Source organism: Acinetobacter brisouii CIP 110357 (assembly GCF_000488275.1).
Lineage (GTDB): Bacteria > Pseudomonadota > Gammaproteobacteria > Pseudomonadales > Moraxellaceae > Acinetobacter > Acinetobacter brisouii.
Window position 1 is genome coordinate 122,283 of the sequence record NZ_KI530764.1, and the last position, 25,205, is coordinate 147,487.

18 protein-coding genes are annotated in these 25,205 nt (G+C 41.4%); 7 read left to right on the forward strand and 11 right to left on the reverse strand.

The features are described from left to right. Positions 1-127 precede the first annotated feature (127 nt). The 3 genes from P255_RS13675 (at position 128) to P255_RS13685 (ending at position 3,637) form a co-directional block, all read left to right on the forward strand. Complete coding sequence (locus P255_RS13675; RefSeq protein WP_004898254.1) at positions 128-781, forward strand: ArsR/SmtB family transcription factor; 654 nt, start codon at positions 128-130, stop codon at positions 779-781. 228 nt (positions 782-1,009) lie between these two features. Beyond that, positions 1,010-2,323 carry an MFS transporter gene (locus P255_RS13680; RefSeq protein WP_004898252.1) on the forward strand — a complete coding sequence of 438 codons (1,314 nt, stop codon included), beginning with the start codon at positions 1,010-1,012 and terminating at the stop codon, positions 2,321-2,323. 165 nt (positions 2,324-2,488) lie between these two features. After that, positions 2,489-3,637, forward strand: a complete 1,149-nt coding sequence (locus P255_RS13685; protein WP_004898251.1) for a sterol desaturase family protein — start codon at positions 2,489-2,491, stop codon at positions 3,635-3,637. Between the two features lie 245 nt (positions 3,638-3,882). Here P255_RS13685 and P255_RS13690 read toward each other — a convergent pair whose 3' ends face one another. The 5 genes from P255_RS13690 to P255_RS13710 form a co-directional block, all read right to left on the reverse strand. Continuing rightward, the gene (locus P255_RS13690) at positions 3,883-5,061 is read right to left on the reverse strand and encodes an acetyl-CoA C-acetyltransferase (RefSeq protein WP_004898249.1); all 1,179 of its coding nucleotides are present in this window, start codon (positions 5,059-5,061) and stop codon (positions 3,883-3,885) included. Positions 5,062-5,163: 102 nt separating this feature from the next. After that, positions 5,164-6,939 carry a class I poly(R)-hydroxyalkanoic acid synthase gene (phaC, locus tag P255_RS13695; RefSeq protein WP_004898248.1) on the reverse strand — a complete coding sequence of 592 codons (1,776 nt, stop codon included), beginning with the start codon at positions 6,937-6,939 and terminating at the stop codon, positions 5,164-5,166. Between the two features lie 118 nt (positions 6,940-7,057). Further along, positions 7,058-7,438, reverse strand: a complete 381-nt coding sequence (locus P255_RS13700) for a phasin family protein (protein ID WP_322783558.1) — start codon at positions 7,436-7,438, stop codon at positions 7,058-7,060. 45 nt (positions 7,439-7,483) lie between these two features. Next, positions 7,484-8,230, reverse strand: coding sequence for a beta-ketoacyl-ACP reductase (phbB, locus tag P255_RS13705; protein WP_004898245.1), 747 nt, complete (start codon positions 8,228-8,230; stop codon positions 7,484-7,486). Between the two features lie 623 nt (positions 8,231-8,853). Next, positions 8,854-11,862 (reverse strand): bifunctional diguanylate cyclase/phosphodiesterase, encoded by a 3,009-nt coding sequence (locus tag P255_RS13710; protein ID WP_004898243.1) that lies wholly within the window; start codon positions 11,860-11,862, stop codon positions 8,854-8,856. A 560-nt stretch (positions 11,863-12,422) separates the two neighbouring features. Here P255_RS13710 and P255_RS13715 point away from each other — a divergent pair. Next, positions 12,423-13,670 carry a glycosyltransferase family 87 protein gene (locus tag P255_RS13715; protein ID WP_228127492.1) on the forward strand — a complete coding sequence of 416 codons (1,248 nt, stop codon included), beginning with the start codon at positions 12,423-12,425 and terminating at the stop codon, positions 13,668-13,670. 282 nt (positions 13,671-13,952) lie between these two features. On the opposite strand, the gene P255_RS13720 is transcribed toward P255_RS13715, so the two are convergent. The 6 genes from P255_RS13720 to P255_RS13745 form a co-directional block, all read right to left on the reverse strand. Further along, positions 13,953-15,152: an MFS transporter gene (locus P255_RS13720; RefSeq protein ID WP_004898238.1), complete on the reverse strand. Its 1,200-nt coding sequence runs from the start codon at positions 15,150-15,152 to the stop codon at positions 13,953-13,955. A gap of 206 nt (positions 15,153-15,358) precedes the next feature. Next, positions 15,359-16,165 (reverse strand): thioesterase family protein, encoded by an 807-nt coding sequence (locus tag P255_RS13725; RefSeq protein ID WP_004898237.1) that lies wholly within the window; start codon positions 16,163-16,165, stop codon positions 15,359-15,361. A 189-nt stretch (positions 16,166-16,354) separates the two neighbouring features. Beyond that, positions 16,355-17,659 carry a DcaP family trimeric outer membrane transporter gene (locus tag P255_RS13730; protein ID WP_004898235.1) on the reverse strand — a complete coding sequence of 435 codons (1,305 nt, stop codon included), beginning with the start codon at positions 17,657-17,659 and terminating at the stop codon, positions 16,355-16,357. A 235-nt stretch (positions 17,660-17,894) separates the two neighbouring features. After that, positions 17,895-18,881 carry a biotin synthase BioB gene (gene bioB / locus P255_RS13735; protein ID WP_004898233.1) on the reverse strand — a complete coding sequence of 329 codons (987 nt, stop codon included), beginning with the start codon at positions 18,879-18,881 and terminating at the stop codon, positions 17,895-17,897. A gap of 116 nt (positions 18,882-18,997) precedes the next feature. Beyond that, complete coding sequence (locus P255_RS13740; protein ID WP_004898231.1) at positions 18,998-20,686, reverse strand: AMP-binding protein; 1,689 nt, start codon at positions 20,684-20,686, stop codon at positions 18,998-19,000. Positions 20,687-20,789: 103 nt separating this feature from the next. Then, positions 20,790-21,425 carry a TetR/AcrR family transcriptional regulator gene (locus tag P255_RS13745; RefSeq protein WP_004898230.1) on the reverse strand — a complete coding sequence of 212 codons (636 nt, stop codon included), beginning with the start codon at positions 21,423-21,425 and terminating at the stop codon, positions 20,790-20,792. 146 nt (positions 21,426-21,571) lie between these two features. On the opposite strand from P255_RS13745, the gene P255_RS13750 reads away from it, so the two are divergent. The 3 genes from P255_RS13750 to P255_RS13760 are packed head-to-tail and all read left to right on the forward strand — an operon-like array spanning position 21,572 to position 25,193. Continuing rightward, the gene (locus tag P255_RS13750; RefSeq protein WP_004898228.1) at positions 21,572-22,744 is read left to right on the forward strand and encodes an isovaleryl-CoA dehydrogenase; all 1,173 of its coding nucleotides are present in this window, start codon (positions 21,572-21,574) and stop codon (positions 22,742-22,744) included. A gap of 42 nt (positions 22,745-22,786) precedes the next feature. After that, a complete protein-coding gene (locus P255_RS13755) occupies positions 22,787-24,388 on the forward strand; it encodes a carboxyl transferase domain-containing protein (RefSeq protein WP_004898227.1) in 1,602 nt (533 codons plus the stop codon). 10 nt (positions 24,389-24,398) lie between these two features. Then, positions 24,399-25,193 carry an enoyl-CoA hydratase/isomerase family protein gene (locus P255_RS13760; protein ID WP_004898225.1) on the forward strand — a complete coding sequence of 265 codons (795 nt, stop codon included), beginning with the start codon at positions 24,399-24,401 and terminating at the stop codon, positions 25,191-25,193. Positions 25,194-25,205: the final 12 nt, after the last annotated feature.

The following is a 25,205-nucleotide window of genomic DNA, read 5'->3' on the forward strand; positions in this document are numbered from 1 at the left end:
TCAATTCATTTTTAGTGGGGTTGTTGATTTAATATAAAACATTCTAAAGATAATTGGAATGTTGGTTTTGGAGATTTAACTATGCCAAAATGAGAGCGATTCAAAAATTGGGTAAGAGGATGCAACAATGACGAATGCGCGCGAAATTAAATTAGAACTCTACATACAGTTAGCTCGCATTGCTAAAGTCCTTGGAAATCCAAAACGACTTGAATTACTCGATTTACTATTACAGGTCAGTAAGCCAGTTGAAATGTTGGCGCATGAGGCAAATATCAGCGTAAAGCTGGCGAGTGCGCATCTAAAAGAATTACGTGTAGCGCGTTTGGTCAACTCCGAGCGTCGTGGTAAGCAGGTCATTTATCGTCTTGCCAGCGCAGAAGTTCCACGGTTTTTGAATCTCATGCGAGATTTTGCCCAAGATCGCCTGTTTGAATTACAGGATGCTTTACAGCATCTAAGTCAGCTAGAAGGTGAAAGCTACAGTGAAGACCAGCACACATTATTAGAAAAAGCGAAAGCTGGAGAAATGATTATTCTTGATGTGCGCCCAGAAAATGAATTTGATCATGCTCATTTTCCGTTTGCTAAATCTATTCCTTTAGCTGAACTCAAAAAACGTTTGCATGAGCTTCCAGCAAATGTTCCAGTGACTGTATACTGTCGAGGACCTTATTGTATTATGACAGCCGATGCGATTCAGATTTTAAAGCAGCAGGGCTATACTGCGCTGGCGCTTAAAACGAATGCTACAGACTGGGCGGAAATGCAGGATAAATAAAAATTCCTCCAATGTTTACCGCAAAATAGCGGTAACAATAAATGTTTAAAATTTTATTTTTTACGCTGCATTGAAATAGATTTCAATTTTCTTTTCTGTGATTGAACTGATCCAGCTTTTTACTCATTTCAATGCTCAGTCACATCTCATATTTAAGCTATATCCAATCTTAGGAGCATATATTCAGCCGTCTGAACACCAATGTAGATGCTATCAGGAATTCATAAGATGCTCGAAGTGTTAAAAAATATAACGTATAGGCATTTATTTTTAGCTCAAGTGATTGCTTTGGTTGGAACAGGGCTGATTACTATCGCGTTGGCCTTACAGGCATATGATCTTGCACGAGGACAAGCAGCTCAGGTACTGGGTATTGCTCTCGCAATTAAAATGATTGCTTATATTGGTGTTGCACCAGTCGCTTCTGCATTTGCAGAGAGGCTACCACGCAAAAAAGTTCTCGTCACTCTGGATATCATCCGAGCTTTGACGGCTTTATGTTTGCCTTTCGTCACTCAGATTTGGCAGATTTATATCCTTATTTTTGTGTTGCAATCTGCTTCTGCTGCATTCACACCGACATTTCAGGCCATGATTCCAGATGTATTGCCTCAAGAAAGAGAATATACCAATGCGTTGTCTCTTTCCCGTTTAGCGTATGATCTGGAAAATATTATTAGCCCGATGCTAGCGGGTTTTTTATTAACTTATATTAACTATCATAATTTATTTCTAGGGACTGTCATTGGTTTTATTGGCTCAGCTCTTTTTGTTGTGAGTGCGAAATTACCTCAAGCAAAAAAACCTGAATTTAAAGGGGTCTACCGCAGAATCAAGCAAGGTGCAAAAATCTATTTTAATACGCCTCGCCTAAAGGCTTTATTGGCATTAAATCTTGCCATTGCGTCTGCGAGTGCTGTGGTTATTGTCAATACCGTGGTGTTGGTTCAATCAACGTTTAAATTAACTGAGCACGCGACAACTTGGGCTTTTGGACTATTTGGCTTGGGTTCTATGTTATCAGCGTTTATTTTGCCTAAAGTACTCGATAAATTTTCAGACAGATCGGTCATGTTAACTGGAACCACAGTACTGGTTTTAGGTTTATTTAGCGGATACTTTGTCACTTCATATACTGGATTGCTTGTACTCTGGTTTATTTTAGGCGTTGGCTATTCTACTTCACAGACACCGACAGGTCGCCTTATTCGTAAGTCTGCTGCGAGTGAAAATAGAACCTCGTTATTTGCTGCACAATTTGCATTTTCACATGCTTGCTGGTTGATTACCTACCCTTTGGTGGGGTGGTTGAGCACTCATTTTGGGACTTTACAGACCTTTATTCCTATGGCTGTTATCGCGACTGGTGCATTAACTCTAGCGATGTCTTTATGGTCATCTCGAGATGAGACATTTTTACCACACCGCCATGATGATTTACCGCCAGATCATGAGCACTTGTTGCAGCACCAAGTCAATGGCGTGCATATACATGAGTATATGATTAATGACCATCATCCAAAATGGTCGAAACCTCAATAAGACCGCTTTATTACTCTTGTTTTTAGAGCATCGTGAATTTCTTAATGAAATTTTAATTTCATGCCTATTAACTATTTATAGACACAAAAAGTAGTTGCACGAACAAACATTAGCAAGACTATGGCTAGCTCGTAGAGCGTGGTTATTGGTGTAGATGGAGTGAATATGTTATCTGAAATAGCGACTCTTTGGGAGCAATGCGCTATTTGGTTAGGTCATTATGCAATTTTGCCTATTCTTAATTTTTTAGACATTACGAAATATACCGATTCACCCACAGATATCGCAGCAACCTTAATGATTGGTGGGTTACAGTTGCTGATCATTGGTGGTTTATTTCGCCCCTTGGAAAATTTGATTCCCGCTGAAAAGTGGGCAGATCGTCGTTATGCACGCATAGATTTTCATTTAACCTGGCTAATGTTGGTCGGCTTATTTCCGCTGTTTGCCTTTTTGATCATGACACCAATTGTCAATTATTTTAGTGGTGTTTCACCTACAGTGAGTGATGACACCAGTTGGAGTATGAGATCTCAATTTCCATGGCTAAAAGAACATACTTGGTTGTTTTTTATTCTCTATTATTTAACGTATGATTTAGTTTATTACTGGATGCATCGTATTCAACACGTTGTGCCTTGGTGGTGGGCAATGCATAGCTTCCACCATAGCCAGCGTCAAATGAGTTGCTGGACCAATGATCGTACCAATTATCTAGATGGAATGGGACAGTCGTTTGTTTTAGCGGGCGTGGGGATATTTTGGGGCGTATCTGGTGAAGAATTTGTTTGGTTAATGCTGCTGGGTGAGTTGGTACAAAATTTCTCCCATGCCAATGTGCGTATTGGCTTTGGTCCAATTTTTGGCAAAATTTTTGTTAGCCCAGAATTTCACCGCTTACACCATATGGACTTTGTGCCTGAACGCCCAACGCTGCATAACTGTAATTTTGGACAAGTATTTGCCATCTGGGATGTTATTTTCAAAACGGCCTTATATAACGAGCCTGTACACCCAACGGGAGTCACTGGCGACAAGATGGTCGATATCGACAACGATAAAGGTCTGATTGGTGTACAGGTAGAATCCTTAAAGCGGTTTTGGGGGAGTGTGACCTGTTTAGATGGCTGGCGTCTTGGTGGTGTGGTCTTTAGCAAAAACTACCGACCTATTCATATGAAAAAACCAGTGAATGGTCAAAAACAAACCTTTAAGCCTCATGTCAGAACCGATGCGCCGATATCCATAAATCAACCAGCAAAGGAGCTGGAATTAGATCAGTTACCACAAGTTAATGCTAAAAATGAAAATTAAAATAAATGACTGTGATGATAGTTCAGCTCGGTTTTTAATATAACCATTAGCGTGAAATCGCCAAAAAACAAGATAATTCAGTAATATGATTATAAAAAATCTTGTTCTGAAATATTACTTCCGCATCACTTATTACTTTATAGATAGTCGGATTTTTTCTATTTATTTTCTTATGCAAAACCCAGTTTCATATATGGGTGAGTATCCAGTGAAATGATTCACTGGATACAATAAACAAGACACGATTACACAGATTCTACCGCCAAGGCAACGCCCATACCCCCGCCAATACATAAAGTCGCTAATCCCTTTTTGGCATCGCGACGCTGCATTTCATGCAATAAAGTGACCAAAATACGGCAACCAGAAGCACCAATCGGGTGACCCAATGCAATCGCACCACCATTGACATTGACTTTATCCATGTTTAAACCAAGTTCTTTTGCCACACCTAATGCCTGTGCTGCAAAAGCTTCATTTGCTTCAATTAAATCCACTTCATCTAGACTCCAGCCAGCACGAGTCAAGGTTTTCTTCACTGCTTCAACTGGACCTAAACCCATAATTTCTGGCGCAACACCTGACATGGCATAGGCTTTAATGCGTGCCAATGGTTGCAAGCCTAGCTCTGCAGCTTTTTCTGCACTCATCACCAACACTGCTGCTGCACCATCATTAATACCCGATGCATTACCTGCAGTCACGCTGCCATCTTTTTTAAATGCTGGTCGCAATTTAGCCAGACTTTCAGCATTGGTGTCGGCTTTAATATATTCATCACGATCAAAAACCAAAGGTTCGCCTTTGCGCTGTGGCACATAAACTGGCGCGATTTCTGCAGAAAATTTACCTTCAGCCTGAGCTTTAGCCGCCCGTTGTTGTGAAGTTAAAGCTAATGCATCTTGCTCTTCACGGTTAAGTCCGAGTTTTTCTACAATATTTTCTGCAGTAATGCCCATGTGATACTGGTTATAAACATCGGTCAAGCCATCATAAACCATGCTATCTACGAGCTGGGCATTGCCCATTTTCTGACCATTACGCATTTGAATAAAATGCACACTTTGCGACATCGACTCTTGACCGCCCGCAACAACAATCTCAGCTTCACCTGAAACAATTGCCTGAGCCGCTAAATGAACAGCACGTAGTCCTGAGCCACATACCACATTTAAGGTTGACGCGGGTACCGTAATCGGAATTCCTGCTGCAATTGCTGCTTGACGTGCAGGGTTTTGCCCCACGCCTGCCGTCAATACATTGCCCATAATCACCTGATCAACCTGTTCTGGCTTGACTGCTGCGGCATCCAAGACTGCACGAATGGCAACCTGACCCAATTGAGGCGCACTGACACTGGAGATTCCACCAAGAAAACTACCCACTGCGGTACGCTTTGCTGCAACAATTACGACTTCTTTCATTGTGTTTCCTAAAATTTTAAATGTTTTTTTTAAATAAAAATCAAATGGTGAGTTGCATTTTTCTGTGAAAATGCAACTCATATCCATGACAAGTTTGAGTACTTAAAACAGGTTAACCTGCACATAACGACCTGGAGCTGCTTCTTTTACAGGGTAGATTTCTGTACCCAGAACACGTGCTGGCACTTGCTCTCCTGCATACGGTGCAACCCATTCCTGCCAGCGTAACCACCAGGATTCGGAATGGAACTGCGCACCGTCTAACCACTCTTTGCTGTTTGTGTAAGGTGCAGCATTGGTATAACAGCCGTATTTGTTACGGTTTGGCGGATTGATAATCCCCGCTACATGACCTGACTCACCCAGTACCAATGTTGATTCACCACCTAAGAAAGTTGCACCCTTAAAGCAGGCATCCCAAAGTGCAATATGATCTTCTTGTGTTGCAATAAAGAAATTTGGCGTTTTGACTCGCGATAAATTTAAACTAACGCCATTAATTTTAATCTTGTTTGCTTGAATCAAATCATTGTTTAAATACAGGGTACGCACAAGGAAACTATGCACCTTGGCTGGAATATTAGTACTATCACTATTCCAATATAAAATATCGAAATCTGAAGGATCATTACCTTTCAGGTAATTTTCAATGTAATAGTTCCAATACAAGGTATTTTCACGCAACAAGCTAAAAGTCACAGCCAACTGACGACCATCAAAATAACCCATTTGTTCATTTAAGGTTTCAATACTTGAAACCACGGGTTCATTGATGAATACACCTAAACTGCCTGGGTTATCGAAATCGAGCAATGTCGCCAGATAAGTTGCACTTTTGACATGATTTTTCAAACGCTTAGCGACATAATAGGCCTGTGTGGCAGCCAATAAAGTACCACCGATGCAGTAGCCAATTGCGTTTGCTTCTTTCTCACCCGTTATTTCTTCGATGACCCGTAAAGCTTCGACAGTTCCAGAAACAACAAGATCATCAAAGGCGATATTTTTTTGCTCTGCCTTCGGGTTACACCACGACATCATAAACACTGTATGCCCTTGATGGCGTAACCAGTTCACAAACGAATTCTGTTCGCGCAAGTCAAGTACATAATATTTATTGATAAATGGTGGAACCACTAAAATCGGCGTTTGATGAACTGTTTCAGTCACAGCTTCATATTGCAGTAACTGAAATAATTCATTTTCAAATACCACAGCACCTGATGTGTATGCCAAGTCCTTACCCAGACTGAACGAGTCATTATTGGTCATGCGTACAGACAAATACTTTCCACTGTTCATCAGATCATCATAAAACGTTTCCATACCCCGAACTAGATTTTCACCTTGTTCGTTAATCGTTTGCTGAATCACTTCAGGATTAGTCCACAGGAAATTACCTGGTGCAAAAGCATTGATCATCTGACGGGTAAAAAAATGAATGCGGTAGCGAACTTTATCAGGAATGCCATCCACAACATCCAGCATGTCTTGAACTAATTTGCTGAAATGTAAATAAGACTGCGTTAACAAGTCATAATTTGGTTCATCTTGCCACAATGGATTGGTAAACCGACGGTCACCACTTTCAGGTTTCACGAAGGGTTCCACCTGACTCCCCATTACACCACGTAGCATGACATTTTGGTAAATCTGCATCTGGCCTTGCCACCATTTGCATTGCATTTCCATCAACCGCGTCGGATTCTTGACCAATGCTTCAAAGAACACTGCCATGTCATCATTATTGACCTTTGCCAGTGCCTCATTTAATGGGTTTTTACCGTAGTAAAACTCTTGTACTTTTTCCCACATATTTTCATGTACATTAAAAAAATTCTGTACATTCTGATTAAACTGAAGAATATTTTTCTCCATTTCACCTCTCCATCTGGTTAATGACCTTACCTTTGCATCAGCGACACTATGAAAAACGGGGAAGTGACTAGCACTTCCCCGTGTGTTGAGCTTGATATGTCATGGTCTGAGATTGGTGTTATTTAGTGTTCGGCATAGATTCGCTAACCAACTTGTCGAATTCAGATTTGAATTCAGCAGTTAGGCTAGCCAGTTTTTTGCCATCTTCAATCATTTGCTGGCTAAGCTTGGTCATGGTTTCCATTTGTTTGGTACAACAGCCAACCATGCTTTGCATATCTTTAACTTCGCTGTTTGCAAACACTTGCGACAAAGTGATGTCTGCATATTGACGAGCAGCATCTAATTGTAAATTGGTTAAATCGGCAAAGTTTTTAGCAATCAGACTGTTAAATTTTGCATAAGGTTCAAACATGTTTTTATATTGACTATTCATGTTTGCAAACATTTCGCCATATAGCATGGGCATTTTCTCCGTAGAATTATGATTTAGTATCATTACATTATTAAAAAAACATCAAATGAGTCATTAATATGACACACCTTATTGCATATACAAGCCACCGTTCACTGACAGTGTTTCACCCGTAATATAAGCACCGTTATCACTAACTAGGTATAACACCGCTGCCGCAATTTCTTCTGGTCGAGCCAAACGTTGCAATGGAATCTGATCTTCAATACTCTTAACGACTTCTTCACGCATTGCGGTTACCATCGGCGTTGCGGTGTAACCTGGAGCAACTACATTAACACAGATATTAGAACGTGCGCCTTCTTGTGCCAACGCTTTGGAAAAACCAATAATTCCCGCTTTTGTCGCTGAATAGTTTGCCTGACCAAACTGACCTTTCAAGCCATTCACCGAACTGATATTCACAATACGGCCATTTTTCTGTTCCAGCATTTTAAGGAAGACTGGCTGTGTCACGGTGAATAAAGTTTTTAAATTGGTATCAATCACTTGTGTCCACTGCTCGAAGGTCATTTTTTTGAAAGTGGCATCGCGGGTGATACCTGCATTATTGACCAGTACATCCACACGACCTTCTGCCTCAATTGCTTCGTTAATCGCCACCGTTGCTTCTTCATGCTTGGTCAGGTCTGTCAAAATGAAACGTACGTCACTTTCATTAAAACCTTCATTGATTAACCATTGTTTTTCGCGATTTTCCTCACGTGGAACAACTGTTGCAATAATTTTATAACCTGCAGCAACCAACTGGCGACAAATTTCACTACCAATCCCACCCAAAGCGCCAGTAACAAGTGCAACCTTTTTCTCAGACATACGTTTTACCTTTAAACTCATTTATTTAAATATTAAAAATAGATGTTTATTTATTTTTTATCAGGCTATAACTTAACCTTTAACTTATTACGTCAGTATTACAATCACTACTTATTTTTCTCGAAAAATGTAACTATTTTCTACCAATGTCTCTCCATCAAAAAACTTCCAGTATCTAAAATAAACCTAATCATCCATTTCATCATAACGAGTGATGGATTGTGATTTGCATGGTCAATCGGTCACAACTCTCGCAATTCAACCATTCTTGACGCTTGCGGTTGTCGTGATTCAGGTACGAGTACCAGACAATATTCTTTTACTTTCTATGGACTGCGGATAATATAATTTCTGCGGATTGCCAGATTCTATTCTGATAGCTAAAGATTTATTTATTGTATAAACTGCAATGGCAGAAAAATTTTGAGCTGGTGAAAAAACATACCATTCAAAAAAATTAAGATTAAATTAACCTACTGAATATAAAAAATATTCTTATAGTAGATTTCTTTAATAAATCCTTTTTATTTCTCCCTATGGGAGAAAAATAAAGAGGGTATTATGAAAGAGTCTAGTAACCACTCTAGATTCAGCAACAACTGTCGTGATAGATACTCAACTATTTAACTCTGCGTTTTCTGAAACAATAAATATTGCTCAAACTCATAAATTGGCATCGGTTTAGCAAACAAATAGCCTTGGTAATCATAACAACCATATTTTTCCAATACATCACGTTGCGCTTCAGTTTCTACGCCTTCAGCCAGTACAGAAATTCCAAAAGTTTTGGTCAAGACAATGATAATTTTGGCAATTTCAGCGTCGTTGGAATTGACCACAATATCGCGTACAAAACTTTGATCAATTTTTAATTGATCAATTGGAATTCGTTTTAGATAAGCAAGAGAAGAATAGCCCGTGCCAAAATCATCTAGAGAGAACATGACTCCGTAGCGTTTAAGAACCATCATTTTTGCAATCACATCTTCTATACGCATCACTAAAGCGCTTTCAGTGAGTTCCAGTTTAAGTAAATGTGCTGGAGCTTGTGTGTGTTCCAGAATTTCGATCACATCTTGGACAAATTCATCGCGAGCGAACTGGCTAGCGCTTACATTCACGGCTATGCTGAGTTTGGCTGTTTTGGGGTGCTTGGCCCATGCACTTAATTGCTGGCAGGCTGTTTCTAGCACCCACTTGCCCAGTGGAATAATGAAGCCATTTTCTTCTGCAATCGGAATAAAAATGGCAGGTGAAATGAGTCCTTTGGTTGGATGTTGCCAACGTAATAAGGCTTCTACACCAGTCACCTGTTGCATATGATTCACTTGTGGCTGGTAATACAGCACAAGCTGATTTTTTTCTAATGCCTGACGCAGTCCAGCATCAATTTCGGCACGTTCCTGAACCTGAGATTGAATCGAGGGGTCAAAGAACCGATAAGTATTCCGACCATAGTTTTTTGCTTCAGACATTGCTATGTCTGCACGTTTAAGCGGATCCTGAACATTTTCATGCGCCTCCATCCCAAAAAGGCTAATCCCGATACTGGCAGAACTGCGATATTCTGAGTTTTCAAAGAAATATGGTTGAGCAAGTGCCTGTAAAATACGTTTTGCGACCATTTCCGCATGCTGGATAGCTTCTGATTCAGATGCACTTATCTGATCAAGCAGCACCGCAAATTCATCCCCTCCAAGGCGAGCAATCATATGATTTGCCCCGACACACTCTAACAGGCGAGCTGCCACTTGTTGTAATAAGTGATCTCCTGTTTCATGACCTTTCGTATCGTTTAAGGCTTTAAAATTATCTAGGTCAATACACAGCAGTATGCCAAGCCGCTTTTTCATTTCAGCTTCTTGTATGCTCTGTTCAAGATGTTCTAAAAACAGGCGGCGGTTTGGCAACTTGGTTAGAGAATCATACAATGCCAACAGGCGTACTTTTTCTTCTGACGCTTTATAAGCCGAAATATCGGTAATCGATGCGACATAATGGGTTGTCTGACCTTTTTCATCACGTACATTGGCAATCAGGATGTACTGTGCGTATAGATCTCCATTTTTACGTTTATTCCAGATTTCACCCTGCCAGGAGCCTGTACTACGGATATGATCCCACATGGTGGCATAGAAATTTTTTTCATGCGTTCCAGATTGTAGGATACGAGGGGTTTGTCCAATCAACTCTTGCTGGCTATAACCTGTAATTTCTGTAAAAGCCCGATTGCTACGTAAAATTTTCAGGTTTGGATCAGTGATCAGCATCCCAACTTGGGAATCAAATGCAGCCGCTGCAATACGCTGATTTTCTTCTGCTTTTTTACGTTCGGTAATGTCGCGTGCAGAGCAGAAAAATACTTCGTAGTCATCAATATGTACCAGTATTAAACTGACTTCTACGGGATAGGCTTCACCTTGAGCATTATAGTAAAAAGTTTCAAAGCGGATACCTTCCGGCGTGCGAATATCATTTTTAATAAGGTCTTGAATCTCGGCTTGATTATAATAGGCATCCCAATAACATGGCGTTTGACCAATCACTTCTTTTGGCGTATGGCCGATCATTCGAAAGAATGACTCGCTCGCTTCAATGAGTCTGCCTTGAGTGTCTAGGACATGGATACCGTCATGAGCATTGCGCAATAACATCTGACTACGACGATTGGCAAAAAAACTCGCCTGAATTTGACGCCAAAGTAACCCAGCAGCAATCGTCGTCACCAAGAGGAAAATAAACTCTAACAAGACGGCTTTGATGACGTCATTATACCATTGCGCCAGATAATCTTGTTCAGCGAGAGCAACTACGACAAAAACAGGCATGCCAGTTAACATGCGAAAAGTACCAATACGCGGCACTTTATCTGTGGTACGTCGTGTATAAATGGTGCCAGAGTGTATGCCAGACTGAACCAGTCGAGATAGTTCCGGTGGGCCGCCAACACCCCCCACCTGACCATTCAAGGTCTCGAGCATCGGATTGCGTGCGATAATGCGCATATCCAGGTCTTGAACCAGCACTACACCTTTAGAGCCTACATTCAGTTTCGTAATCAGATTATTAAAGTAACTGGCTGGCAATGTGGCAGTAATAACGCCAGCAAACGTTCCATCAGGCTGGTTGTAGCGTCGTACAAATAGATGAACCCAACCTTGACCATTGGGGTCTCTCATCAGTTTGGTGACAAACAGCTGATTCTCATTGCGTTGTTGGGCATCTTTAAAGACACTATAATTTGCATAATTCAGCCTACGACCAATATCACTATGACCAAATTGGACTTGACCTTTTTCATCTGTGATATTAATTCTCGCTACATAACTGATCCAGTCTTGTTGTCTTTGAAGTAAATTATTAATTTCATTATTATTTATGTGTTTTTTGTCACGTAATTCTTTTTCTACATAAGCCTGTAGCGTATGCAAAGATAGATCGATTTCCCTTGAGCTGATACTAATGCTTTTTTCAAGCAGCAAGGTTAAATTTTCTACATTAGTACGAACTTCCGCTTCTTTGCGTTCACGTGAAGTATACAAAGTATACGCCAACAACATGATCATGAAAATATTCATGATCACTACAGTGAGAACAATAAAGACAAAAATGGATTTGTTTTTTTGCAGCATATACTCTCTGTGAGTTAGTTAGAATTCTATTTACGCTGCAATAGTGAGCAGCACCCAAAAACTAATATTTTGGATCAAAGGTCAGCTTTAAAATCATGCAAAAATTAAAAAAACATCCATGATAATATCATTATACATTAATCAATAATGTAATAAATTTCCAATAATTAAGTTAGTGTTGTTTGAGCAGACATGAATATACCTTATAAGGCTTTCATGATCGGAAAAAACTACACTTTTTGCGGGTAAAAATGATCAATTTTTAAACGTTTTTTTGTACACCTTGTCACACATAAATCCAGAGATTTTGTGGCTCGGGTAAAACCCAATTAACACGGGTCATTATGCAGAATAAAAAGAAGCCTAGGGACTAACCTAAGTCACTAAGTAAAAGAGCTGGTTATTATCTACGAGCCAAGTCTATATCCCCTAGCGAAAGCTAGCAGAGCCGAATCCATAAATTTACGTGAAACTATACTTAATTATTAATTAACCGTTAATTTTCGTATTGGATTATATCTGAGCAAATTCTTTTAACCTACCAACTGATGCATGAACCAATGGCAAAATTTCGAACTTATTATTATGTACTGATTACACTAATTATTTTAATCTTTGCATATTCAACAGTTTATCGAGTGGCTTGGAATGATATCCAGCGTACAGATTTTACCGTGTATACAGAAGCAGGCAAGGCGATTCTCTATCAACTGGATCTTTATCACGTGCAAAATATCCGTGGCTGGCGCTATGTGTATCTGCCGCCTTTTGCCATTTTGATGGTGCCATTTAGTTTAATGCCTTTAGCCTTAGGTGCTTTTATTTGGTATGTTCTGGAAATTCTAGCGATCTACTTTAGCCTTGTCTTTTCCATCCGCATGCTCGGCATTGAAACTAAAGAAAATACCCGATTTTTGTATTTTGCCTTACCTTTATTATCCTTATGCGTTTTGCTACTGTCTGGCATTATGCGTTGTCAGGCGTCTGAATTTGTTATTTTCTTTTCTATTGCAACTTTTTATTATAGCCAAAGAAATCGGGTAGTTTTATCAGCAATATCATTCGCTTTTGCCACATTAATTAAAGTTTTTCCTGCCAGTTTAATCCTGTATTTTATCTTTAAGAAAAAATGGAATTATGCCTTTGCCTTTGCCTTTGCATTACTTGTTATGGGGCTGTTATTGCCTTCTTTACAAATTGGTTTTCATACGACATTGAACGACTATATGAACTGGTTCCATGTGGTTGGCTCAAAGGCTGTTGAATCAAATGTAGACCGACAGTCAAATACAGATCTCTATCAACAGTTGCTTGATACGACCAAGTCACGAAATCAGTCCTTTGAAGCACTGTTCTTGACCTTGTCTGTTCCAGCAGCTTGGGTCAATTATTTCGTTGCAAGCATGGCTTTCTTTTCTTTGGTTTCTATGTATCGTTTTTCCATGCGTATACAAAACCAGTTAGACAAAATACGTTTGATTAGTGCTTTTCTGATTTGGTCATTACTGATTACACCGATTGCAGAAAGTCATTATTTTGGTGTACTTATTTTACCGTTATTGACACTGTCTTATATGATTTTGACAAGTCAATTGGATATCGTGCAACAGCGCAAACTGATTACATGGGGTGTACTGATTTGTGTTGGCTGCATGATTCTGATTAGTTTTCCTGTTACAGAGAAATTACGACCACTATGCTGGTTATCCATGGCGATGTGGTATGTATTGATCTATGGTTTTAAAAATCCCGATCCCCTCGCCGATACAAGTTTCAGCCAAGATAGTCTTTATGAAAATGAAGTATAGTTTTTAATTTTTTTACAACTCAAAAATTATATTTACGCGAAGTTATTTTATATAAATCAATATTTTTAAAAACTGAAAGCCTCATCCCTGATGAGGCTTTTTTATTTATTATCAGGTTGCACGCTGATGATTTGATCAATGTTTCACGCTTTATTCTATACACGGTGTTGTTGTTCATATTTTCATCTAAAAATTAATTTTCCTTTTAGATTCCATCAAATTTCGCCATCTTTTTGATCAGACATAGGAATTTTTTTGAAGCAGAATACCCCTCAAATCAGGCTATGATTTCGGTATTTTCATAATTGGCTGCCAGAGCAATCCTACAAGTGCCATGATACAAAAAATTGAGCCTGCATAGAATGTAAACGATGCTCCAAGTCGATCCCACAACAGCCCAGCCAGTACACTCGCGAGTAGCATAGCCAACCCACTGACAAGATTGAAAAATCCATATGCTGTGCCGCGCAAGTCGGCGGGCGCAGTATCCGCAACCATTGTTGCCAGCAAACCCTGAGTCATCCCCATGTGGACACCCCAGAGGGCGACACCAGTCAGCATAACACTCCAGTGAGTGTTGATTGCCAATACCAGATCGGCTGAGATTAATACAACCAATCCAAGAGCCAGCAAAGTCTTATGGTTCATACGATCAGACAATTTTCCGAATGGAAAAGCAGACAAAGCATAGACCAGATTCATTGCGACCATGACCAGCGGTATGAAGGCAACTGGTACACCACTTTGCAGCGCACGCAAAACCAAAAAGGCCTCACTAAAGCGAGCAAGCGTAAATACCGCACCGATACTCACCACCCACCAATATGAACCACTTAGGCGTTTTAGGTTTTCTCGCTGAATTGGATTGGTACGTTTAGGCGCCTCTTGGTGTTCTGGCTCTCGTATACCAAATAACAGCAATGCGACTGCCATCAACCCTGGAATCACCGCAACCCAAAACACCGCACGGAAATCATTGGCCCACAGCAACATCAAGCCTGCTGCTAGCAGCGGCCCCAGAAATGCGCCGACAGTATCAAGAGCCTGACGCAAACCAAATGCCGCGCCACGTATTTGTTCAGGCACAATGTCGGCGATTAAGGCATCGCGCGGAGCATCGCGAACGCCCTTTCCGACACGATCCAATAGCCGAGCAGTCAATACAAGACCAATCGTGGATGCTACAGCAAACAGCAGTTTAGTGAGTGCGCTCAGCGTGTAGCCGATCACAGCCAAACCTTTACGCTTGCCGATATAGTCACTGATGACACCCGAAAATATTTTAATGATGAGTGCTGTAGCCTCAGCCAAGCCTTCGATCAAGCCAATCGCGAGCGCACTGGCTCCTAGTGCCGTGATCATGAATACTGGCAGTAGGCTATGGATCATTTCAGATGAAATATCCATCAGCATGCTGACAAAACCGAGTACCCACACGCCTGATGGTATTTGCTGCCTAATGCTTTTTTGAGGTATTGTCATCGTCAAATTCTTCCCGCGGCATCAATCGTCCATAATCGAAGCCGACAACAGGTTAATCTACAATAAAAACGACGGGTTAAAAGCTCAGAGATTGTTTATTTATTAATCTACACCTAAGTGAGAAAAATTAATTTATTATTTTTAGGTCTACTAAAAAAATACCGCACTGTTTAATTGCAGCGAAGCATACTCAAAAAAATGAATGCCTAGGCATTCATTTTTCGCAAAGTTAAAATCTGCTCACTACGACCAAAAGGGCCATGTACATCGTGCAAGATACCACTGGTCAAACCAATACCATCATGGCCGTATTGCTGTACGACTTCTAAACCTAACCATTGACCTTGTGGCCAGCGGTACAAATGAATTTGCAAATCCAAATTAGGAAACGCCCACTTTGCTTTAGAGGTCTGATCCCGAGGTACGACACCATTGGCAGTATCAACCATCCCCATAAGACGGACAAAATCGGTTGTATTACTCCCTTCAACCATATCCGTATCATTATGCAGCCAGACAATGCCCTTGCCTGACCGGCATTGTTCATCAGCACGTGCTTCCAGAGTTTGAATAAAACCACCCGGCCAAGACTGCATGCCCATCCATACGGGTAATTCTTCTGGATGCGCGACCTTGTCATCTTCCAACCCGGAAATCTCACTGGAATCCTGCGTCATCATGCGCCAGGCGCGCGCCACAATACAGGTTTTACCTTGAGCCTGCATGGTTGATTCAATCAGTTCAATGGTTTTACCTGGGCGTAACAGTCGGGTTTGTATGGAAAACTCGCCAAAAGCAATCAACCCCCAAATATCCAGACTAATTCGACCAATACGCATGTCGGTTCTGGGCATAAACTGTTCAAGTTCAGTACACATAATCCCCGTAGCTGGTGCCATGTGCTGTTCATGGGCATTCCATGCACCCTGACTATGAAGGGTAGAACGATAATGTGCAGTTGTTATGCCTTGTTCATCTTGTTCACGTCCAAGTAACTGGTAATAGGCTGGCATAAATATCCTTATTTTATTGATTGATTTTATTAAAATTTTCATATCATTCTGCAAGGTCATGCAGGTCAAAGATTTGCCTGTTACCTTGCATTTTGACGGTTATAGGATAATTTGTGGCTTGGTCATTCTTCTTGGGAATCTGACAAGCCAGCAAATTAAACGCTTTGTCATGTAGCAACGCTCATTAAATTAAAAATCATAAATAATGGTCGCATTGATTCGGTTATCTAGACCTTCTTTGTTGTCAAACGTCTGGCGTTGCCCATACATATATTCAATTCCAATATTAATTGGTTTAACAGGATTGTAAAAAGCATTGATCCAGCCTTCAATTAATTGTTTATTCTGACTATGATCATCGTGGACTAATTTTGAAAATGAATTATTGGTATTTGCACGCATGTAACCAAGACCGATGCTTGATCTGATTTTTGGCGTAAACTGCTGGGTCAAACCAACTGTGACAGCATCAAATTCATTTTGTTTTATATCTCCATTCTTATCAAATACGTAAGCATAGTTCGTCCATAATAGATTTTTGGTATCACCGAAAATATGATTATAGTCAGCACGAAGTAATGTCGTTGGTGTTAACTGAATTTTCCCGCCTAAACCAACACCCCATGCAATAAATTCATCATGATTTCCATACGTAGTTGCTTTTTGAGTGACGAAAGCTCGCCCAGAAACTAAAGAACCATTATCAAATTTATAATTTAGTCGTCCTGTCAATGAAGGAAGTTTTAGTTTTGCATTCGGGTCAGTTTGAAAATTTTGTGTGCCTGTAGTGGTTACTGTTTCAGGTTTAGGATCTTCCAAGCTGACTGCAAAATTCATGTGTGGATTAATCACATTAGAATATTTAAGTTGCGCTATACGTGTTAAAGACCCACCTACTGACAATGCGGCATCTACAGTTTCAGGAAAATATTCTACGGCATTAAAGTTAGACCATGTTTGACCGATTAACCAGTGATCATAAGTGATGTAGGCATGGCGTATGCGAAATGTATCTCGGGTACTGCTTCCCAAGAAGTCCATTTCTATCTTACCGCCGATATCGTGCCCCAAGCTTGTCGGTGCTTTAAAATTAAAACCCAAACGGGTAGCATTCAGCGAACTTTGAAATTTATCGGCATTGTTTGTTTCTGCAGCGGTATGTTCTAAAGGTACAGTGCTGATGTTGTTAAACATTGCACTCGGCCCTTTCACCTGATACGAAGCATCTGCACGAATATTGCCATAAAGTTCAAATTCAGCACCGCCCTTGGTCGTCATATGCGTGAGATTTAAAGGAGATGCTGTCTTTTTTATTTTAGCCAATTCCTCTTTATCTTCTTCTTTTTGTTTTTTCAGCATTAATTTCAATTCTTGAATTTCTTGTTCAAGTTTAGAAATTTGTTCTTCTGTTACCGCAGCATAAGTTGGCGAAACAAATATTAATGTTGCAAAACTCAATGCACTTTTGAACAGAAAATTAGTCGACCCTTTCATATAAAACTCCATTTTAAACATAAGCTCCGTTGCTTATTTTTTTGATTTATTGATATTCCATGCATAAATATGCGTTAGATCCATGCTGATCGGTTTGCTGGACAGAAACACAACCTTCTGATTGATCTAATTTATTTTTAAGTTGATGCGAATATCTAAAAGTTAATTCATTGCAGAATATTTATTCAATACAATCAGTTATAAGATAAATTTGATTAAAGCCAACCTGTGGAAACTAAGCCATTGCATCAATACCGAGTTGGGAGATGCTTGGTCGAGCCTTTTCCACTTGCAATCCTAATTTTTTAAATAACCGCTGATCTTGTCCTGCACCTGCATTTGGTGTAGTCAGCAGTTTTTCTCCAGAAAACAGTGAATTGGCACCTGCCATAAAAGCCAAGGCCTGATCCGAATCACTTAATGATTCACGCCCCGCAGAAAGGCGGATGTAACTGTTTGGCATGAGAATACGTGCCACGGCAATGGTTCGTATCCATTCCGTCACATCAAGCCGCTCTAGCTCTGCCAAGGGAGTACCTGCAATTGGAACCAGCATGTTGATCGGGACAGATTCGGGATGAATCGGCAAAGTCGAAAGCTCATGCAACAAACCGATACGATCCTGCTGGTTTTCCCCTAGCCCAACAATGCCTCCACTACAAACTTTCAGACCTGCCTGACGTACATGATCAAGCGTATTTAAACGGTCATCAAAACTGCGGGTGCTAATGATATGAGAATAATATTCACGAGAGGTATCTAGATTGTGGTTGTAATAATCCAGTCCAGCGTCTTTGAGGCGTTCTGCCTGCGACGCATTCAGCATACCTAGGGTCATACAGGTTTCCAGCCCCAAGGCTTTGACCTCTTTGACCATTTCGAGTACATATGGCATGTCACGTTCATGTGGATTTCGCCAGGCTGCCCCCATACAGAAACGTGAAGAACCAGAAGCTTTTGCGATTTGCGCTTCCTGAACAACTTTTTCTACCGTAATACGCCTCTCAGCTTCTAGCTGAGAATCATAATGAGCCGATTGTGAACAGTACTTGCAGTCTTCTGGGCATTTTCCAGTTTTGATCGACAGTAAGGTGCTCACCTGTATCTGGTTAGGCTGAAAATGTGCACGATGCACTTGTTGTGCCTGAAAAAGCAGATCTAGAAAAGGTTGTTCATATAAGTGCTGGATTTCTTCACGTGTCCAGTCATTCCTTGGTTGCATACGTTTTCCCTGAATATTGATAACTTATTATTAAAATTGGCAATTCCCCCTTTATTCCGTAGCATGTACTACAGAAATAAAGGGATTAGATCGGCTCAAAAAAGATAAAGGGTAAATTAAGCCACTTCTTCCAGATTTAATTCCTTACGCATCAATTCGCGTAATTTAAATTTTTGTGTCTTACCCGAAGTGGTCATTGGAAACTCGGTGAAGAACCGCACGTAACGCGGCACCTTGTTATGCGAGATATGTTCTGCGCAATAACGACGAATACATTCTTCCGTCGTGGTGTGATGACCATGCAGAATAATGCAGGCGCATAATTCTTCACCATATTTGGCATCTGGTACACCAATCACCTGTACGTCAGAAACATCTGGATGGGTATAGAGGAAATCTTCAATTTCTTTCGGGAACAGGTTTTCACCGCCACGAATGACAATATCCTTGATACGACCTTTGATTTTGACAAAACCCTGATCATCCATTTCGGCGATATCACCGGTATGCATCCATTTGGCAACATCAACGACTTCTTTGGTTTTATCTTCATCTTCCCAGTAGCCGAGCATCACGGAATAACCACGCACGCAAAGCTCGCCGAGTGAACCACGCGGAACCAGTTTGCCCTGCTCATCCACAATCTTGATTTCCAGATGTGGATGCACACGTCCTACTGTGCCGACTCGACATTCAATTGAATCATCAGTATGTGTCTGGGCACTGACTGGCGCTGTTTCTGTCATACCGTAGCAGATGGTAATGTCTGACATGTGCATGCGTTCCATCACACGCTGCATGATTTCCCGCGGGCATGGACTACCTGCCATAATGCCAGTACGCAAGCTGGACAGGTCGAACTCTTCAAAACTGTCCTGCTCTAGCATGGCAATAAACATGGTTGGCACACCATAGGCTGCCGTGCATTTTTCCACCTGAATCGTTTTAAGTGTGTCCAGCGGGTTAAATACAGCTGCCGGATACACCATGGTCGAACCATGTGTTAGACAGGCCAAGTTACCCATCACCATGCCGAAACAATGAAATAACGGTACAGAAATGCACACTCGATCTTGTGGAGTCAGATGAATCGCTTCACCGACAAAATAACCATTATTTAAAATGTTATTGTGGGTCAGCATGGTGCCTTTGGGGTTGCCTGTCGTGCCAGAAGTAAACTGGATATTGATCGTTTCATCAAATTGCAGTTCATTGGAAATGCTGGTCAGTTCATCGAGCTGCTTCTGGCTTGGGCTAACTAGCAGGTCGTCAAAGCGGTGGATCCCCGGATGTTCTTGCTGGTCAATTTTAATGACATGTTTGAGATAAGGTAGACACTCTGAGAACAGGACTTTATTGACAGCGTGCGGTAATTCAGGAGCAATATGGGTAAGAATAGCCTGATAATTCGTGGTTTTAAATTGCGAACCAATCACCAGTCCTGTGCAAGAAACCTTGTTTAATACATATTCCAACTCATTACTTTTATAAGCTGGATTGAGATTGACCAAGATAATACCTGCTTTAAAAGCTGCAAACTGTGTAATCGTCCATTCCACACAATTTGGTGACCAGATGGCCAAACGGTCCCCTTTCCTTAGTCCCAATTTGAGCAAACTACAAGCAAAGGCGTTCACCTGTGCTTGTAATTCCCGATAAGTTAAACGCTTATTCTGATGCACACTCACCACTGCATCATGATTGGCATATTGCTGACAAGCTTGATCAAACTTCTCACCAATTGTCATGCCCAATAATGGCTGACTACTCGCACCATAGGCGTAACTTAACTTTGACTGTGTCATTGAATCCATCTCCTTGATTCTTTGTAATTCTGATTTTTACTGCACACTTTAATTTTGTTGTTGTGACTATTTCCAAACTGTCATCTATTTGTTTTTGTGATGATTAAATTAAATTTTCCTCCTTTACGCTGACTGCATTGACACAAAAATCGGCGATCTGTTTGACAAAATAATCACGGTAAGACTGATCAAACATCACATTCCGAGATGGATTTAAAGGTTCAATGACGACAAAGGTCATGGTTCCCACGACACATAAAGCTGCTGTATTCAAATCCTCAAATCCAAACTCACCGGTCACTTTCCCTTCGGCAAGAATCTCTTTCATGCTTTGCTTAATAAATTGTTTACTGCGAAAACGCTCATGTTCAATCGCAGGATCAGCCGGTTCGAACATGAGCGAATACGCCAGTTGAGGGCTATTCAATGCACGTTTTACAAATGCCGTTACCGCCTTGTGCAGTTTATCTTTCGGTGTAAGCGGACCCGCTGCAATGGCATCTAAAATCTGTACCTCTTGCTTAATCGCTTCCGATAACACTTCAACAAGGATCTGCCCTTTGTTTTCAAAGTAACGGTAGACCAACCCACTGGAAACACCGGCACGTTCGGCAATCGCGTGGATCTGTGCATCTTTCAATCCTCCCTGTGCAATCAATTCACGAGCGGATTGCAAAATCGCTTTACGATTTTGTTCCATTCGGTCCTGCATCAATGAAGATCTCTTATAACCACTCATAGGCTTATTCTCAACCAGATAAAATGAATTGTAAATCATTTTGTGAATATTGATTCACTTTTTTAAAAAAAGATTGTATTGTAAAAATCAAGCACAGCAAAAATGCTTATGGAACAACAAATATAACCTCCAGGATGAATGAAGAAATGAATCTTAAAAGCTTAAATTTTGGTCTCGATGAAACGTTAATCGCACTTCGTGATTCGGTTTCCGCTTTCTGCGCAAAGGAAATTGCACCTATCGCCCGCCAAGTTGACCATGACAACCTGTTCCCTGCCCATCTCTGGAAAAAGTTTGGCGATATGGGCTTACTCGGCATGACAGTCAGTGAAGAATATGGCGGCACCAATCTGGGATATTTGGCCCATATTATTGTAATGCAAGAGATTTCTCGTGCATCAGCAGCAATCGGCTTATCTTACGGTGCACATTCTAACCTATGTGTGAATCAAATTAATCGAAATGGTAATGAAGAACAAAAACAGCGTTTCCTACCGAAACTGGTTTCTGGTGAATATGTTGGTGCTTTAGCAATGTCTGAACCGAATGCGGGTTCGGATGTCGTCAGCATGAAACTGCGTGCAGAGCAAAAAGGCGATAAATTTATCCTGAATGGCTCAAAAATGTGGATCACCAATGGCGGTGATGCAGATGTCTTAGTGGTGTACGCCAAAACCGATATCAATGCTGGTTCAAAAGGAATTACAGCGTTCCTGATTGAAAAAGATATGCCGGGCTTTAGTCATGGCTCACATCTCGACAAACTCGGGATGCGTGGTTCAAACACCTATCCAATGTTCTTCGATAATGTTGAAGTTCCAATGGAAAATGTCCTTGGTGGTATCGGCAATGGTGTCAAAGTCCTGATGAGTGGTCTGGATTATGAACGTGCCGTATTAAGTGCTGGCCCACTAGGCATTATGGATGCCTGTATGGATGAAGTCATTCCTTACATTCATGACCGCAAACAGTTTGGACAAGCCCTTGGTGAATTCCAGTTGATGCAAGGCAAGATTGCCGACATGTACTCAACCTGGTTGGCGTGTAAAGCCTTGGTCTATGCAGTGGGTGCAGCCTGTGATCAGGTAGATCATGACCGTGGTCTGCGTAAAGATGCCGCCAGTGCCATTTTATACGCGGCAGAAAAAGCCACATGGATGGCAGGTGAAGCAATCCAGACCTTGGGCGGTAATGGTTATATCAATGAATACAATACTGGACGTCTATGGCGTGATGCCAAACTCTATGAAATTGGTGCTGGAACTTCTGAAATTCGTCGTATGTTGATTGGCCGTGAAATTTTTAACGAAACGGCATAACGCAAATCAACCCGAAAAATAAAAGAGCAAGGAAGTTTCCCTATGAATCAATTAAAAAGCAAAATAAATATTCGAAGTGAAGACTTTAAAATTAACCAGCAAGCCATGCAAACACTGGTAGACGATCTCAAAAATGTGGCACAGCACATTGCTCTAGGCGGGGGTGAAGTCGCTCGTGAAAAACATCTGGCCCGCGGCAAATTGTTGCCACGAGAGCGAATCGATCACCTGATCGATCCAGGAACAGCTTTTCTCGAAATTGGCCAGTTAGCTGCCTATAAAGTCTATCAGGATGATATTCCTGCAGCAGGTGTCATCGCGGGTGTAGGACTCATACATGGTGTGACCTGTATGATCGTGGCAAACGATGCTACGGTCAAAGGCGGAACCTACTACCCGCTCACCGTAAAAAAACATTTACGTGCACAAGAAATTGCCGAGCAGAACCATCTACCTTGTATTTATTTGGTCGATTCGGGTGGGGCTTATCTTCCACTTCAGGATGAAGTATTCCCGGATCGCGATCACTTTGGTCGTATTTTCTACAATCAAGCCCGTATGTCGAGCCAAGGTATCGCTCAGATCGCTGTCGTGATGGGAAGCTGTACCGCTGGCGGCGCTTATGTTCCAGCCATGTCGGATGAAACCATTATTGTACGTAATCAAGGTACGATTTTCCTCGGTGGCCCACCTTTGGTAAAAGCGGCAACAGGTGAAGTCGTCAGCAGCGAAGATCTCGGTGGTGGTGATGTACATACCCGATTGTCTGGTGTGGCGGATTATCTGGCGGAAAATGATCGGCATGCCATTGCACTTGCCCGAAATGTAGTCGCCAACCTCAATAAAAAACCTCAAAAACTAGGCGAAAACATTGAAGCACCTTTATTTGATGCAAAAGAACTCTATGGTGTGATCCCTAGTGATGCACGTAAACCGTTTGATGTTCGTGAAGTCATTGCACGAATTGTTGATGGTTCACGTTTTGATGAGTTTAAAGCTCGTTTTGGCTCGACCCTAGTGACTGGCTTTGCCTCACTGTACGGTATGCCGGTTGGGATTATTGCCAATAACGGGATTCTATTTGCAGAATCAGCACAAAAAGGCGCACATTTTATTGAACTATGTACTCAGCGTAATATTCCACTGTTATTCATTCAGAATATCACTGGTTTTATGGTGGGGCGCCAGTACGAAAATGAAGGTATTGCCAAGCATGGCGCCAAACTGGTGATGGCGGTCGCTAATGCTAATGTACCTAAGCTTACTCTAATTATTGGCGGTTCTTTTGGTGCAGGTAACTATGGGATGTGTGGTCGTGCGTATTCACCACGTTTCTTGTGGACTTGGCCAAACTCACGTATTTCTGTGATGGGCGGAGAACAAGCCGCGAGCGTACTTTCAACATTAAAACGTGATCAAATTGAACAGCGCGGTGAAACTTGGTCAGCAGAACAAGAAGATCAGTTTAAACAACCGTTCCGTGATCAATTCGAGAAGCAAGGCCATCCTTATTATGCCTCTGCCCGCCTGTGGGATGATGGTGTAATTGATCCGATACAAACCCGTCATGTGCTCGGTTTAAGTCTGGCTGCAGCCTTGAATGCACCAATCCAGCCAACTAAATTCGGCGTGTTCCGCATGTAAGAGGTGCAACATGAGCTATCAATTTTTACAACTCGAACATCGCGACCAAGTGGCTTATATCTGGTTGAATCGCCCAGAACTGCATAATGCGTTCAACACGCAGGTGATCGAAGAATTGCATCACTGTTTTACCCAGCTCAATGGGCGTGATGATGTGCGTGTAGTCATTTTGGCGGGACGTGGTAAAAGTTTCTCTGCTGGCGCCGATTTGAACTGGATGAAACACGCTGGGCAAGCATCACAGGCAGAAAATGAAGCAGATGCGTTGAAACTGGCGATGATGTTGCATAGTTTGGCCACTTTAAAACAGCCAACGATTGCCCGAGTGCACGGAATCGCTTTTGGTGGAGGTATGGGTCTGGCGTCAGCCTGTGATATTTGTATCGCCAGCACGGATGCCAAATTTGCAACTTCCGAAGTGCGTTTAGGTTTAGCACCTTCGACCATCAGCCCATATGTCATTCGCGCCATTGGTGTTCGTCAGGCATCACGCTATTTTCTGACTGCTGAGCGCATTTCAGCAGAGCAAGCGCTCAATATTGGTTTGGCACATGAAATCGCAGCAGCAGATGAACTCGATCACAAAGTTGATGAAATCGTACAAGCTTTGCTGTTGGGTGGCCCAGAGGCTCAAACTGCATCGAAACAACTGATTCAACTGGTCGATCAAAAACAATTAACGCAGGAACTTCTTTTACAGACTGCACAACATATTGCTCATGTTCGCCAAGGATCTGAGGCGAAAGAGGGTTTAAATGCTTTTTTGAATAAACAAAGCCCGACGTGGATTACTCCATTAGCATAAAAATAAGGAATA

Bases quoted from the DNA above. Each gene is read 5' to 3' on its own strand.
- P255_RS13675 (WP_004898254.1), top strand. From the start codon at position 128: ATGACGAATGCGCGCGAAATTAAATTAGAACTCTACATACAGTTAGCT.
- P255_RS13680 (WP_004898252.1), top strand. From the start codon at position 1,010: ATGCTCGAAGTGTTAAAAAATATAACGTATAGGCATTTATTTTTAGCT.
- P255_RS13685 (WP_004898251.1), top strand. From the start codon at position 2,489: ATGTTATCTGAAATAGCGACTCTTTGGGAGCAATGCGCTATTTGGTTA.
- P255_RS13690 (WP_004898249.1), bottom strand. From the start codon at position 5,061: ATGAAAGAAGTCGTAATTGTTGCAGCAAAGCGTACCGCAGTGGGTAGT.
- phaC (WP_004898248.1), bottom strand. From the start codon at position 6,939: ATGGAGAAAAATATTCTTCAGTTTAATCAGAATGTACAGAATTTTTTT.
- P255_RS13700 (WP_322783558.1), bottom strand. From the start codon at position 7,438: ATGATACTAAATCATAATTCTACGGAGAAAATGCCCATGCTATATGGC.
- phbB (WP_004898245.1), bottom strand. From the start codon at position 8,230: ATGTCTGAGAAAAAGGTTGCACTTGTTACTGGCGCTTTGGGTGGGATT.
- P255_RS13710 (WP_004898243.1), bottom strand. From the start codon at position 11,862: ATGCTGCAAAAAAACAAATCCATTTTTGTCTTTATTGTTCTCACTGTA.
- P255_RS13715 (WP_228127492.1), top strand. From the start codon at position 12,423: ATGGCAAAATTTCGAACTTATTATTATGTACTGATTACACTAATTATT.
- P255_RS13720 (WP_004898238.1), bottom strand. From the start codon at position 15,152: ATGACAATACCTCAAAAAAGCATTAGGCAGCAAATACCATCAGGCGTG.
- P255_RS13725 (WP_004898237.1), bottom strand. From the start codon at position 16,165: ATGCCAGCCTATTACCAGTTACTTGGACGTGAACAAGATGAACAAGGC.
- P255_RS13730 (WP_004898235.1), bottom strand. From the start codon at position 17,659: ATGAAAGGGTCGACTAATTTTCTGTTCAAAAGTGCATTGAGTTTTGCA.
- bioB (WP_004898233.1), bottom strand. From the start codon at position 18,881: ATGCAACCAAGGAATGACTGGACACGTGAAGAAATCCAGCACTTATAT.
- P255_RS13740 (WP_004898231.1), bottom strand. From the start codon at position 20,686: ATGACACAGTCAAAGTTAAGTTACGCCTATGGTGCGAGTAGTCAGCCA.
- P255_RS13745 (WP_004898230.1), bottom strand. From the start codon at position 21,425: ATGAGTGGTTATAAGAGATCTTCATTGATGCAGGACCGAATGGAACAA.
- P255_RS13750 (WP_004898228.1), top strand. From the start codon at position 21,572: ATGAATCTTAAAAGCTTAAATTTTGGTCTCGATGAAACGTTAATCGCA.
- P255_RS13755 (WP_004898227.1), top strand. From the start codon at position 22,787: ATGAATCAATTAAAAAGCAAAATAAATATTCGAAGTGAAGACTTTAAA.
- P255_RS13760 (WP_004898225.1), top strand. From the start codon at position 24,399: ATGAGCTATCAATTTTTACAACTCGAACATCGCGACCAAGTGGCTTAT.